Genomic DNA, 14,676 nt, shown 5'->3' with positions numbered 1-14,676 from the left:
ATGGTTAGAAATATGAAAAAAAATTGAATAGGGACTTAACTAAACACCTATGAATAAATCACTACACATATTAACACTATTTTTTCTTTGCCTGATTAATGTCAGTGCTTGGGCACAATCCAAGATCATTGATCAAAGTCGAAGAGAAAGCTACGAAACATTTATCTTTAAAATCAACAATGAACAGGCTCTATATTTTCATCAGGAAGATCACCCCAAACCCGACAGTACTTTTTTTCAACACCTTATAGACAGTTATAGTCATGATGATGATGATTTCCCTAGTCTAGCCAAAGGGCATTATCTTGCTGTAAAAGCCAAGGAGAATTCACTGGAATACAAACTCGTGTCAGTGAATGGACTGCATGTGAAGACATTTAATAATCATGTGGATATGACCTTTGCCATCTATGATGAAGACGGCAATAAAGTCAATGATGCCATAGCCAAAGTCGATAATAAAAAAGTAAAATTCGACCCTGAGCTTGAAGTTTACAGACTTCCCAAGACCAACAAACAAGGCCTTCTTAGCCTTCATCACGAGGGCATGACTACTTATTATCAGATTGAAAGAGATCGCAACAGTTCATCTTGGCTCAAAGCTAAAAACATCATTGTTTACAATGAATTTTCAAAAATATTCTGGACGCCTTTCAGTTACATATATAAAAGCACAAAATCTCTCATATCATATGGAAGTGTTAGACCTCCAGGCATTTATTATAAAACCCGACGTCTTTTCCGTAAAAAAAACAACTACTCAACAGCGTCATGGGAAGGATACATACTGACCGATAAACCCAAGTATCGCAAAAGAGATACAGTAAGAGTCAAAGCCTTTCTGCTCGATGAGAATAAAAAGCCTATTGAAGATAAGCTCAAATTGTATTTAAGAAAATCATATTATGGTACTGAAAAATTAATATCTAAAAATGTAAAAGCATATAGACCTGGCGGTTATTCATATGAATTTATACTTCATGACAGCCTTGAATTAAAAAATGATAGATCTTATTACATTACTCTTCAAGGAACAAAACAAAACTTTAGAACCGAAATATATCTGGAAGACTATTCTCTGCCCAAGGTAAAATACAGTTGTAGAATTAGTCATGAGAAATCACATCCTAATGGCGAAAAACAAGCCATCTATTTAAGTGCAATAGATTATAATGAAATGCCTGTGATGGATGGCAAAGCCGAGATTGTCATTTTTGGCGGTCATGTTGATCATTTATACCAAAAAAGTTATTTCTTGAAAGACACGCTTTGGAAACATACAACATCACTCGATGCCATAGCCGAAACCAAGATTACTATTCCTGACAGTCTGTTTGAACAAGCAAGCATCAATTATGATATCGAAGTCAAGCTATCCAACAGCGATCGTGAAACAGAGCATTTCGAATTCTATAATATATCATACCAATATCTTCCTACAGAAGTCTTTTCGATGGATATGCAAAAAGACAGTATCTCCTTTGACTGGAATGAAAATCTACTCCCTGAAGATCATAATTTTCAACAAAAGGTTCAGTTATACACGCACATCAAGTCATTTTATGATCCTAATATTCAAAGCATCCCGAATAATATCACTTTGCCTTATACCGTCAAAAGGAATGCCTTAGTAGATGAATACGAACTTGAAACTCCTGAATATTTCCAATCATTTAATTTAGATGATCAGAATATTTACGTACAAACTCATCGCTCAGATGACACTTTGAAGATTGACATCAACAATCCTTCGGGAATCAGTTACCACTATTACATTTACTATAAAAATAATCTGACAGAAAAGGGATTTGGTGATTCTGATAAGAATATTGAATTAAAAAGCCGAGGCAAAGACAATTACTACTTTTCGCTTCACTATACACATGCCGGAGAAACAAAGGATTACGAATATAAGATTCCTATGGAGACAGGCAGGATGCAAATCATCGTTGAGAATGAATCGCAGATCATCCCCGGCAAGAAATCGAAAGTCAATATCAGCGTATTGGATAAAAATCATCAAGCGATCCCCAATGCAGACCTTACGGCTCATATCTTGACTCAACAGTTTGAACCTGAACCGGTATCTGTTCCTATAATCAAAGAACTAAATCAAAAAAACAGAAAAGGCTATAACAGTCATGAATTAACCAATCGAAAGGGCTCCAAAAAACAAGACTATTGGAATAGATATTTGATTGAACCGTTTGACACTTACCAACAAGATTTGAAATTTGATCAATTCAAATCAACTTTAGGATTAGACTCTGTATTATACTATGACTTTTTATATCCCGAAAATGGATCTTTCATTTACAAAGAAGATATTGGTTCGTGGGATTCTTACATTATGCCTTTTGTCTCTGATAATGGAAATATCTTAAAGCCTTTGATCGTCGAAATTAATAACAAGCCCGTTTATTATAGTGAAACAGAGACTCCATATATTTTCCCTGTGCAAGCTGGAAAAATGTCTTTGACTATTCGTGTAGCTAATTATGAAGTTCATTTTGATGAATATATTATAGAAAAAGGCAAAAAATATATCTTAAGCTTAGACCCCAAGATATTTGGAGAAAAAGCAAACGAAGAGCTTACAAAGCGAGAATTAGAATGGATATCTGGATACATGTTCAAGGTTGATAAGAATCCTAATTATGCCTACTTAAAGTTTGGTCAGTATGTACAGCCTTTGCCTCCTAACTATAAAAGGAAATTGTATGGTCCTTATGCTTCATATTTTAAAAAATCTAAATACATTTCAAAAGCAGGATATGAACATGAATTTTATTTTGAGCCTAATTATTTATATCAATTTGAGCCTCGACTAATCAAGATGACTTCATATGATAATTTCAAAAAACCAAAGGGAAATAAGATAATCAATCATCTCTTGCCTCTGTCTGATCAGCTTTATACAGAAGAAATGATCCTAGACCAATGGAGAAATGAAGATTCGATCAAAAGCAATAGAATTTTTATACCTAACCATTTACAAAACAATAGCAATACGACATATAAAGGAAATGGTGAATTACATATTGAAGTTAGTCATCAATTAAAAGACTCCATTGGATTTTATATCCTAACTAAAGTAAATGATCCTTCTAAAACATATATCCGTCGAATCCCTTACTTCATGAATTTATTTACAGGGAAATACCTGCTTACCGTGATCAATACCAATAAAAGAGTGTATGATATTGATACCATTGATATCAAACCATATGGAAAAAAACATGTCCAAATCAACAACTTGGACAGCCTTCCATACGAGATGAATGCCGAAGAGTATCTGGTGAATCTTTTTGAAAGAAATGATCAGAAGAATAATGATTTTCCAAAAGATGAACTAGATGAATACATAGCAGACTTAGATAAAGAAGAAGTTGAAATACAATACAATGATTCATATAATAATAATAGTCAAGGATATCAAACAATAACAGGTCATGTAACAGATATTAATGGAGAAGATATAATTGGAGCAAATGTTATTATAAAAGGTACTTCGGAAGGTACTTCTACAGATATTTATGGTAATTATTCACTTTCTGTTGATCTGTCAATCGCAAAAGTTCTTGTCTTTTCAAGTCTTGGCTATGCTACTCAAGAAGTCGAAATAGAAAGACGAAGACGAATAGATGTTGAAATTACTGAAGATGTTCAACAATTAAACGGAGTAGTAGTAACTGCTTTGGGCGTTTCCAGAAATCATCGATCATTAAGTTCCACTGTACAAGTAATTGAGTCGAATTCTGTTTCTAATGCTCTTGCTGGCAAAGTGGCAGGCGTTCAAATCATTTCTAATACTCAAACAACGAATAGATTAGAAAAGAATGCAATAATTAATTCGAATACTATTGAGCAAGAAAGTGATATCAAACTCCCGACCTTGCAATGGCAAAACTTAACCAGCAAAGGCCGAATAAGGACTAACTTTTCAGATGTCGCTCACTGGGCTCCGGAGCTGAGAACCGATGAAAACGGCAAAGTATCTTTCGAAGTAAAATACCCGGATAATATCACCGGCTGGAAGGGTTTTGTCTACGGAATTGATCCTGATAATATGCTGACAGGCACTACGGAGTTCAATGTTCAGTCGTTTCTTCCTGTCAGTGCAAATCTTTCCTCACCTCGGTTTCTAAACGAAGGAGACAGCATCTATATCTTCGGCAAAGCGCTTAACTATACCGATGACACAAAGCAGGTCAAGTCCGAATTTTCATTTGATGGCAAAAAGAGTTATGAAAATTCTTACTCGCTGACGGATACTCATCTAGACAGCAGTCTTTATATTGTTTCTACTTTGGAAAGTGAAATTGATTCGCTCAAAATGCTTTATCAAGTTTCTGAAAACGGTACTTTAATCGATGGTGAAGAAAGAAGTATACCAGTCAAGCCACAAGGGATGTTTGAGACAAACTATGAGAATTTTACTGTAAATTCAGACACAGTTATTGATCTGAAAAATTTAAACCTTAAAAGATCAATGCAATTATATGTCTTGAATAATTCTAATGCTTTTTGGTATCCAATAGCTCAAAGCTTAGCCGACTATCCTCATGGTTGCAATGAACAAACAGCCTCAAGACTCATGGGACTTTTGGCTTTGGAAAAAATCAAAAATGAGAAAAAGTATTCCCGCAAGATCAAAAAGCATATCAAGACTTTGCTTGAAAGGCAAAATGATAAAGGAACTTGGAGTTGGTGGGGAACAGGTGAAACAAGTATATGGGTAACTTTGCATGTTATCAAAATACTTAATGTCGCAGAAGAAGCAGGCTATGTTGTCGGTCTTGACAAAACAAAAACTTACCGAGAGCTTATTCTACAACTTAATCAATCCTCGAACAATGGCAATAGTCTGAGAATATTGCATCAAATGTTGGATGATCAATTGGTCTTTGATTATAAACCTATTGCTGACAGTCTTGAGGTAAAAATAAGCAAGGAAAATTATCCATCACTTTCCAGCAAATTTGATCTGATCAGACTGCAACAAAGACTTGGTCAAGAGATTCCTTTGGATACATTAAAAAAGTATGAGCGTACATCTGTACAGAATCATACTTATTGGGGTAGTCAAAGATATAGATATTGGGCTTGCTATGCTTATAGCATGAACCGAACGACTGAGAACTTGATCATGCATCAAATATTAAAAGACTTGAAGTCATCGCCTTGGAATAAAAATGAGGTCATGAGATATATGGCAGAGCAACATCAGAGTAACGCTTACATGACTACCTATGAAAAAGCCCAGTGGCTAGCGGAATTATACCCAGACTTGACAAGGTTGATACCACTCGAAGATAAAAATGAAACGATTATTATCAGCGATCAAGGAGATACACTGAAAGTTGATCAACCTGTGCATTTGGCAAAAGCGATCAATGGCTCTAAATTTTCTATATCCAATATCAACGAACGCGATGTTCAGTTGTATTTCCAACAGAAAAACTGGATCAAAGCACCTGAAGAGAATACTCAAGGTTTTGAAATAAGTCATTCATTTTACAATGAACAAAATGAAGAAACACATCATTTAGATGCTGGTGAAAAAGCCCGGCTTTCAGTAAATGTTCAAGTTAAAGAAGATGCTGAATTTGTCATACTGGAAATTCCTCTGCCTTCAGGAACAGAAATCACTGAGAAAAACCAATCCTACTGGTGGAGATCAGGACCAAGAGAATACTTCAAAGACAAAGTGAAGATTTACTACAACAAGTTATACCAAGATCAAGAAATACATATTGATCTTCCACTGCTAGCACGATACACTGGCAGCTTCACCGTCAACCCAATCAAGATCGAAGCGATGTATGTCCCTAACAAAAAAGGAAATACCAAAGGCGACAGAATCAATATTTCATTCGAACGACAAAAAGCACAGTTATAAATAAACAAACCACCTCGTTATATTATGATGAGGTGGTTTAAAACAATTTACCAAACTCATACCCCACACCGATAGCCAATGATTCATAAGTCCTAAATTTTTCATACCTGCTTGACAGCATGATTTTATCCCATTGACGTCTTGCTTGGATAATATAATCTAGTTCATTCTTATAAATAGTAATTTGTGTTTCCAATTGGATATATAAAGGCCTTGGTAATAACAAATTCATCCCCAGCATAAATCCAGTCATATTATTTGAAAAATTTTCCTCAGAAAAATGAGATCTATTATAAGAAATACCAAACTGTGGACTAAGCTTCAAACCCAAAATCAAATCATCAATATTTATCTGCGTATATAATCGGTGATCATTAAATCTTTGTTGGTTTGTCATCTTTAGGCTTCGTCCTCTAAACTTAAGATCAAAATTATTATATTTTCCTAATATTCTATTAGAGGATACCTTATAATGTATAATATCAAAATTCATATAATTACTCAAATACTCAACATTTATTATATACGTATTTACACCCATTTTAAAAGGTAAAATATACTCAAAACCAGCGCCATATAAATTATTATATAAATCTCCCAATACATACATTCCTATTTTATCAATACTAATATTAATAGGTGTACATGCTTTATCAGGATACGATACTATTAGATCTAGTTTAACTCGATCATTAATTGGTATTAAAGTAGAATCATTTTTATACCAAACTCCTTTCACAACCAAAGTATCAGACAAACTATTAACTTGTAGTTTAAAATTACCATCAACATCAGTAGATGTACCTAATGTTTTTCCTTTGACAACAACAGTCACTCCAATTGCGCCTTCTTTTGTTGACTTCTCTATGACTTTTCCACTAATCATATGCTGAGCAAATGTATTAAAGCTCAATAGAAAGTATTGAGCAAGGAGCAAAAAAAAGATCTTTATTATTTTATCGCGTTCAAATCTAGAAAAAAGATTAAGCATAAACCGGCATCTATTAATAATGTAAAAAGCCATTGATAAATCTCAATGGCTTCTAAATTTAATAATCTTAAATAGAATTAGTAATTATTCCAATACTAAAAGATTTCTTTCCGTTGTATTTCCATCTTGGTCAGTAACAGTATAAAGCATATCGCATTCACCATTACCATAATCTATCGTGAATTCATATGCTTCACCACCATCAAGATTAATAGTCAACAATTCTTTTCCTGACACTGGATAAGCTACTGGAACGCTACTCTCAACATCATTGCAATCCATCTTCACATTGAAAGGAACTGTATTCTGAATAGTAAATGTATATCCCGCATTGCTTTCGCCAGTATAGTTCGAAGCCATCTCAACCAACTCGTTTCCTTCTTGCAACTGCTCTCCATTCAATTGGTAATCGATTTCCTCACCACCTGTGATTACCTTATAATCTCCTGTAACTATAGTCTCTATAATATTTGTTTCAGTATTTATATCTTGAAGCATCTCGCCTGAAGCATCTACTGAAATATCACCGTACCCAAAATTTTCCAATCCGAATACGATTGTCTTTTCATATTCCTTTTGAAATTGATAACTAGCTTTTAAATCAACCGCCATATCAAAATCAATAGTTATATTTCCTCTATATCCTATAGCATCGTCTGGACAACCATCTTTATAATCTATCAATGCATGTACAGGCATTTTATTTTCTTCGCATTCCAATGTATAAGTAGACTGAGGACACAAACCTTCATTTTGCTCATTCATTGACGCATAGGCTCCTTGCATTATTGGGCAAATCATTGACAAATCTAATTCAAAATTTTGTCTCGACGATGATTCCGGAGTTTCAGCCGAAGGTATTGAGCTCCCCACCTGCTTAATGGAGAGTATAGTTTCCAATATTTCGTCCACTTTACTCTGAGTATCATCTTGAGATTCATCATCTATCTCTGTCTCCGTATCGGTATTTGTTTCTGTTTCATTATCAGCATCAGAAGAAGTATCATTTTCATCATCTATCACTTCCTCCTTCTTAACCTCATCCTTTTTCAACTCTTCTGTATCGCTATCAGAACATGATGCAAAAGAAACCGAAAGCATCGCAGCCACTATTAATGTTTTAGTAATTTTCAGAATAATTTATAGATTTAATGTTCTGCGAAATTAATATTTAAATACTAAAAACATGAAAAGGCTTCATAATATATATAAACAAATTTTAGCCATTTATTATACATGCGGATCAATAGTTAAAAATTGGCTAATATCAAAAGAGCAGAAGCTAGTTTGCCATAAATATGGACCATTAGTCCCTTCTCTGATCTTACTTTAGAGGCATCTTGAATACCTGTTTTTTCAATTAACCAATTGAAAAATACTTCAACAGGTTGTCTGACACTAGAAATTGCTTTTCCCCATTGTTTTCTAAAAGCATGGGCAAACTCTCTGTAATATGGAGATTCTCCTTTTACTAATTTCTCAGGTGTAAGTAATGATACATTGTTATTTTTGTACAATAAATCCTCTAATTCATGGTCAGCATATGCTTTATCCGCAAAGACTTTACAATTTTTTAAACCAGCCAATACACCTTTTACTGGTGGTAAATCATGATTAGATGCTTTAGTGATTCCTATAAGCTCTGGAGTAGGCATTTTGTCAATAACTCTTAATGAAACCATATGTAGCTTAACACCATAATAATGTATTTTTTTACTCGATGAATATGTTTTATCAGCAATATTTGACGCAACTTTCCCATTACCTCTTCCTTTAGAAAGTATAATTGGCATTGAGTCAATTAAACGGTCTGTTTGTTCTAAATCATGACCAGATAAAAGCGTTTCAACTAAACTATTAACAAGCATAGGCAAAATAGATTCTAAACGATTTAAACGTTTTGAAAAAGCTTGATAACTAGGCAAATGAGGAAACCAATCTTTCCAGTAATTTTGAATGAAACGATGTATTTTCTTAATCTTAAATACTTCTTCTTCAATAACTGAAAAGAAATAACAAGTCAGGATTTCAACATCACTAAACTTCCCTTCATTGGAATTATTACTGAATCGTTGACAAAAATATCTCAAATGAGTGTTATATTGATTGGAGATATAGCTGTAGAGTGTTATTAATCTTAATTTTATTGGCATAAAACTAAGTTAAAACTCTTAGCTATATTTTTATTACCTAAATCTTACTGTTGATTCGCATTATACAATTAAAGCTACACCAAAGACAATAGACTAAATTTTATACAAATATTAGATTTATATTTTTTAATCTATAACAACACAATAGAGTTCTCAAGCAAATTACAACTACAAAACCTGACTTATAATGGATAGTAGGCATAAAAAATGTAAACTGCGCGCCTTCAACAAAGGAAAACATATCTTGCATATTTCCTAAATTGCACTATACCCATTCATTATTTTTCATACATATAATTTTAACTTATTAATAAATAACAATTTTCTCCTTCCGCATGGACTTTGATTTATAATGTCTGATAACTTTTAATCATTTCATTTTTAATCTCAAAAATTCACAAATTATGAAAACTATCAATTACATGATGGCATTATTCATGGCCATTATCGCATTCTCATGCTCAAAAAACGACCTGATAGACTCTCCAGTCGCTGAAGGCCAAGGATCGCTTGAAATGAACTTGAATATTATTTCGGAAGAAATTATTTCAAACAGCAGAAAGCAAAATGTTTCTACGGATGATTTTCTTGTGTCCATTGTTAATTCCTCGAATGTCAAAATCATTGACAATGTGCCCGCAAAAGATCTGGACAATACGATTTTATTGAATTCTGGACAATACAAAGCAATCGTCACTTACGGCACTATAGCTCCTGCGGCATGGGAAAACCCAGCGTATTATGGCGAAGCTGACTTTACAATATTGGACGACCAAATTACCAATGTGGATGTTCAGTGCGCGCTTACCAACTCCAAAGTGCAGATTATCTACAATGACTTCTTGAAAAGAGCATTGCCAGAGATCAACGTAGTTGTTTACAATGATTCAACGTCACTGGAATACTCGGCGAACAACTCCAAGATTGGATTTTTCGACGCAGACTCTTTGACATTGGTAGTGAACAAAGAGCTTGGATCAAATGAAAACTGGCAAACGTTCACCTTAAGAGATATTCATCCTAATGACTTCTTCATTGTCACTTTCTCTTTGGCCGAGCAAGGCGCTAATATCAACATCAATATCAAATCCACAAATGACAAGTACCGCAATTTCGACCTTCCAATCATAGACGGAATACAAGTAGGCGTGATTCCCGGCGATTCTTCAACGGTATACAACAATGATGTGAACTTAGCAACGCAAGCGGCTGTGGAAAATTTCGGAGCTTTGGGAATAACGCATATCAATGGCAATCTGACAATCGCTGCTGGCGCTGTTCAGAGCTTGGCTTCTTTGTCATCGCTGCAAGAAGTCAATGGCAATGTCAACTTTAACAGCGGAAATAAACTGGAAAGCTTTGAAGGCTTGGATAATTTAAGAAAAATAACAGGATCGCTTTCGTTAAGCAGCCTGTACAATACAAACCTCACTTCAATGGAGCATCTAGGCAATCTGGAAGAAATTGGAGGTGGCTTTACTGTTTATTACATGGTCTACCTTACATCATTTCAAGGTCTAAGCAATCTGCAAAGCATTGGAGGCAACTTCACTGTTCAATACAACCAAAACCTTATCAACTTTAGCGGATTAAACAGCCTTAACACAGTAGGGAACAACTTGATTATATCTAAATACAGCAATAACAGCACAAGCAATCCAAAATTGCAATCTCTAAGCGGATTAGAAAGTTTGACTTCTGTTAAAAATGATATTGAAATCGCATACAACGGAGCTTTAAAAGACTTTTGCGCGATCAATCCTAACGTAATCAAAAATATCGAAGGAGTTTACACGGTCCTATCCAACGGGTTCAATCCCGAGAAATACGATCTGGAAAACGGCTATTGCAAGCAATAAACAGCTAATCACTCACTTGCCCACAACCCAAGGTTTAACCCTTGGGTTTGAGGAGTGGTTGCTTTCATGCATGCATATTGCATAGATCATTTTTAGGATTAATGATAATCAACACATCTTCCAAAAGATCCATTTTTATCCAACCATCTAGTTGTCAAATTTTATAATCACACTAGAATTTGTAGTATACAATGAAGCTTTATCCAAGTTTTCAAGGCGTTCATTCATCCATTTTTGACTTGTGATAATCTCTTTTTCCAATAAATACTCTTTTACTGAGCTGTATCTCCAGTTGATAGAATCCAAGACGAAATTATGATTTACTGGATTTTGATGTATATACTTCAAAACGTTTAAAAAGTAATTCATATTATCAATACTTTTTCTCTTGAAACCTTCTATAAATAGACTTCCCCTTCTATGAAAGTACTTATTATAGGATTGAGTATAACTGTTGAATAAGTTCCCTATTTGTCTATAAATTATCTCTTCAACTTTTTCTTTTTGTGATAACAGTTTAGATTGCTTTGCTACATTTTTGCGGATCATATCTTCCGAATGAAACTGTATTAGTATGTGCAAATGACTAGGAAGAAGACAATAGGCATACGTTTTTCCAATCAAAGGAATATACTTTTTATACTTCGTTAAAAAGAATTGATAATTATGATCATTTCGAAATAAGTCTTCAGATCCAATAGCATGAGTATATATATGATACACTTTTTGTGGAAACAGCTTTTTTTTGAGGCTTCATATCAAGATATTGATAATAGTGGATCTATCTTTAAATCAAATGCAGTGCCTGCACAACGCAAACTTTCAAAAAACTCATTTTGATCAGTTAATATTGTTTCTTACCAGCCCATGGGACTTGAAATTTATTTTTTCGGTATTTAAATAAATTACCCAAAACCCCGAAAAAGCTTATAATAAAGTAATACTAACTATCAATTTAGTAGAAGTTATATGGGTTAGCTTTTTTGGGGTTAAAGTCTAGATAGAATTAGATAAAAGATTAGCCAAGCTAATCGCAAACTCCAAAAAAATCCGTTTGCATCAAAAAATTAATTCTTACAAAAAACTACGAACTTGAGACTTAAATTTTTTGGAGTAAAGATTTATTCGTGACAAGCTCAATCAATGTGCTTATTCCTTCATAAACTCTATGCATTATATTAAAAAATTAAGTGCAAATCAAAGTTTTACCATTATAAGACTCATTCTTGACAAGAACAAATATCCCATTCAAACCATCCCCAATCTCAGCAGTTAAAACATAGATTATCTTAAAATATTGATTAATTTATGCGACAGTTTCGCGAAGCGAAAAAAGCCAACAAATCCACAGTCCAAAGAAAAGGAACTGCGCATATCAATGATCAAAGACTGACAAGCGTGCAAGCCAAGAATATTCAGAATGTCATACAACGCTATATATATACGGAAGATAATCCTCTCAAGCCTATAGAAAACTATGAGCAGCTTCCTCGTCACATTATCAGCAGGATCGACAGAATGGCTGACAGTGAGGAGAAAGATGAAATTCAAATGGTTATCAATGCCGCTATCGCAGATCCGGATGTTCCTGTGAGACTAGGCCCCAACTCTTCCATTGACGACTTAAGAGTCCAACTTTACTTCTCCGTACCCGACGCGGGAAAAGTCTCGCGCAGGTTCAAGGCCGGAGACATTGTAATCGGCACGAAATGGGCTCAAAAAGCAGTATATCATCAATTAAGATCTGAGCTGAAAGATCCTAAGACACCAATTTTTCTGGATGAGATTTTAGAGGAACTGAAAATCCCTCAAGGAACTATCGAAGTAAAAGATAAACCGCCTTCGAAATTAACACCTACAGATTGCTTTGGCATATGGCTCAAGGACAACATGCCCCCCCTGCCCTCGGACGCTCTGGAGCTAGATCTTTTTCGATGGATGCGATTGGCCCGCCGAAAAGCCATGTTTTACTTCACAAGAATCGCCAGAGAACATTCGCTTATCCATTTCTTAACTGAAAGAATGGACGAGTCGTTATTGATGCGCGAAGGCATCGAAGACACCAGCCATTTGGAACCGGCTTACTATGATCTTCTGGAACTTCATGATCAATATTACGCTTATAAAGGCCTAAGGCCACACTCGGAAGAGGCTATTGACTTGTCTAAACTCTTCATGTACAAATTTGGCGAGCAAATCTACTTTCCTTGGGCTCATGATCCAGCCCTGTGGCGATTAAGGCAAGATTATCCCCATTCCAGCCAAAGGATAGCTTCTCCAGCTGAATTGTCGAGCAAATTATATGAAAGAGAGCCAAAGTTCGAAGGAGCCGTCGAACTCCCCAAGAAAAAATATATCATGGATTCTGCCGAGGAATTCGATAAATTAACCACAGAAGAACTGCATGCGTCGTCTTATGTCAGCGCTTCATTTGACGGGATCATCCCATATTCTCATTTTCTTCATCGATTAAAAATGGAAAACCGCCCTTGTTTTGAGATGCGAAGAAGACTTGTTCCTGAACTTACATTTATAGAAGCAAGACTTCAAGAATACGCATTCGCAAAAGCCGATATCGAAGCTACCGAGCAAAAGCTCAAGGCATTTGACGAAATGAGTTACAGCGATAGAGAAAAAGAAGTCGAGAAAATCGAAAAAGTATGGAGAGTAGATAAACAAGCCACTTATAGATGCTTCGAGCTTCTATATCACATGGAACATGATATTTATGCCTGGCACAGCAGATGTCCTATCATGAGCATGCGATTCCTGCCACTCTATCACAAGAGTTTATTGCTCCTGTTAAACACCATTCATAAAGAGCATATTAAACTGACAAAGCATCTTTTGGAAAGAAACCATGCTTCATGGATTCCTGATATCGAAGAGCTGGGAGATGAACAGCGAGATGAATTCCTTGCGACATGGAGAGTTGTTTCCGACCCTATTCACGAACTAGGGCATTTCAGCATTGATGAAAGCATGTCTGTCAGCCCTATGAAATTTCAAACGGTTGATGATTTCAGGCCACTCATCATCAGCTCCATTTCCAGATTAATGACGAAGCCTTACGGCAGAAAGTTGATTTGTTCCATCATAAATCTACGATCGCCTAGCGTTTCCGTATCACCAGGATCTAAATTCAAAGAAGACTCGGACTCCGCCCATGCTGTTTCTTTTAGAGAAAAAACAGCTAAAGGAAAAGAAGAATTCTCCAAAGAAAATCCATTCTCTGACATCGAGACCTCCGGCAAAAGCGGAGGTGGAATAGAGATTCTCGTTCCTAGCAATGACCTAGCTGTAGAACAAGGAAGAATGTGGAAAATCGTCAAAGATCCTAGATTCGTTGAGCCAGCTGACGGTTCTTCTGCTACGCCTATGGCAAAGAAGGAAAAAACGACGGATTTCCTCGAAAGAAAAGGCTATTACCTGCCTCGCTCGGGGAACTTCATCTTAAACCCAACCTTTGTGACTTTTGGCCACGAATCCGGCCATGTGCATAATTATCACAGCGGATCGCTTCGAACCAAAGTGCATCGGGAAAACTACAAATCGGATCCCGAACTATGCCAATGGTCAAACAACGAAGAGCATTTTGTCATCGAGGAAGTGGAAAATAAGATCAGAGACGAGCATGGATTGCCACAAAGGCAATGGCATACTACCTTCACGCTGGATATGGAAGAGGTCATCACCGATACGAATCCTTATCTAAAATATAAAAATATATTGCGATAAGTAACTCAAATAACTACACCATACTCATCGCAA

At 35.4% G+C, this 14,676-nt stretch carries 7 protein-coding genes; 3 read left to right on the top strand and 4 right to left on the bottom strand.

The genetic code is table 11. The features are described 5' to 3' along the window. The first annotated feature begins 49 nt into the window (after positions 1-49). A complete protein-coding gene (locus tag AABK36_RS20935; protein WP_309942313.1) occupies positions 50-5,902 on the top strand; it encodes a carboxypeptidase-like regulatory domain-containing protein in 5,853 nt (1,950 codons plus the stop codon). 37 nt (positions 5,903-5,939) lie between these two features. Here the strand turns inward: AABK36_RS20935 and AABK36_RS20930 are convergent, their stop codons facing one another. The 3 genes from AABK36_RS20930 to AABK36_RS20920 form a co-directional block, all read right to left on the bottom strand. Next, positions 5,940-6,893: a carboxypeptidase-like regulatory domain-containing protein gene (locus tag AABK36_RS20930; protein WP_309942315.1), complete on the bottom strand. Its 954-nt coding sequence runs from the start codon at positions 6,891-6,893 to the stop codon at positions 5,940-5,942. A gap of 84 nt (positions 6,894-6,977) precedes the next feature. Further along, entirely contained in the window at positions 6,978-7,994 is a 1,017-nt protein-coding gene (locus AABK36_RS20925; RefSeq protein WP_309942317.1) for a hypothetical protein, read from the bottom strand. Positions 7,995-8,143: 149 nt separating this feature from the next. Then, complete coding sequence (locus AABK36_RS20920; protein ID WP_338390291.1) at positions 8,144-9,046, bottom strand: transposase; 903 nt, start codon at positions 9,044-9,046, stop codon at positions 8,144-8,146. A gap of 404 nt (positions 9,047-9,450) precedes the next feature. On the opposite strand from AABK36_RS20920, the gene AABK36_RS20915 reads away from it, so the two are divergent. Next, positions 9,451-10,905, top strand: coding sequence for a DUF4493 domain-containing protein (locus AABK36_RS20915; RefSeq protein WP_309940446.1), 1,455 nt, complete (start codon positions 9,451-9,453; stop codon positions 10,903-10,905). Between the two features lie 147 nt (positions 10,906-11,052). Here AABK36_RS20915 and AABK36_RS20910 read toward each other — a convergent pair whose 3' ends face one another. Then, on the bottom strand, positions 11,053-11,628 hold the full coding sequence (locus tag AABK36_RS20910) for a hypothetical protein (protein WP_309940449.1): 576 nt from the start codon (positions 11,626-11,628) through the stop codon (positions 11,053-11,055). A gap of 585 nt (positions 11,629-12,213) precedes the next feature. On the opposite strand from AABK36_RS20910, the gene AABK36_RS20905 reads away from it, so the two are divergent. Further along, complete coding sequence (locus AABK36_RS20905; protein WP_309940451.1) at positions 12,214-14,643, top strand: hypothetical protein; 2,430 nt, start codon at positions 12,214-12,216, stop codon at positions 14,641-14,643. The last annotated feature ends 33 nt before the right edge of the window (positions 14,644-14,676 follow it).

The sequence above is a fragment of the Aureibacter tunicatorum genome (genome assembly GCF_036492635.1).
GTDB lineage: Bacteria > Bacteroidota > Bacteroidia > Cytophagales > Cyclobacteriaceae > Aureibacter > Aureibacter tunicatorum.
The sequence above is the reverse complement of the archived record's forward strand: the minus strand, read 5'-3'. Positions and strand labels throughout refer to the sequence as shown.

Excerpts from the sequence above, each read along its gene's own strand:
- AABK36_RS20935 (WP_309942313.1), top strand. The coding sequence starts at position 50 with ATGAATAAATCACTACACATATTAACACTATTTTTTCTTTGCCTGATT.
- AABK36_RS20930 (WP_309942315.1), bottom strand. The coding sequence starts at position 6,893 with ATGCTTAATCTTTTTTCTAGATTTGAACGCGATAAAATAATAAAGATC.
- AABK36_RS20925 (WP_309942317.1), bottom strand. The coding sequence starts at position 7,994 with ATGCTTTCGGTTTCTTTTGCATCATGTTCTGATAGCGATACAGAAGAG.
- AABK36_RS20920 (WP_338390291.1), bottom strand. The coding sequence starts at position 9,046 with ATGCCAATAAAATTAAGATTAATAACACTCTACAGCTATATCTCCAAT.
- AABK36_RS20915 (WP_309940446.1), top strand. The coding sequence starts at position 9,451 with ATGAAAACTATCAATTACATGATGGCATTATTCATGGCCATTATCGCA.
- AABK36_RS20905 (WP_309940451.1), top strand. The coding sequence starts at position 12,214 with ATGCGACAGTTTCGCGAAGCGAAAAAAGCCAACAAATCCACAGTCCAA.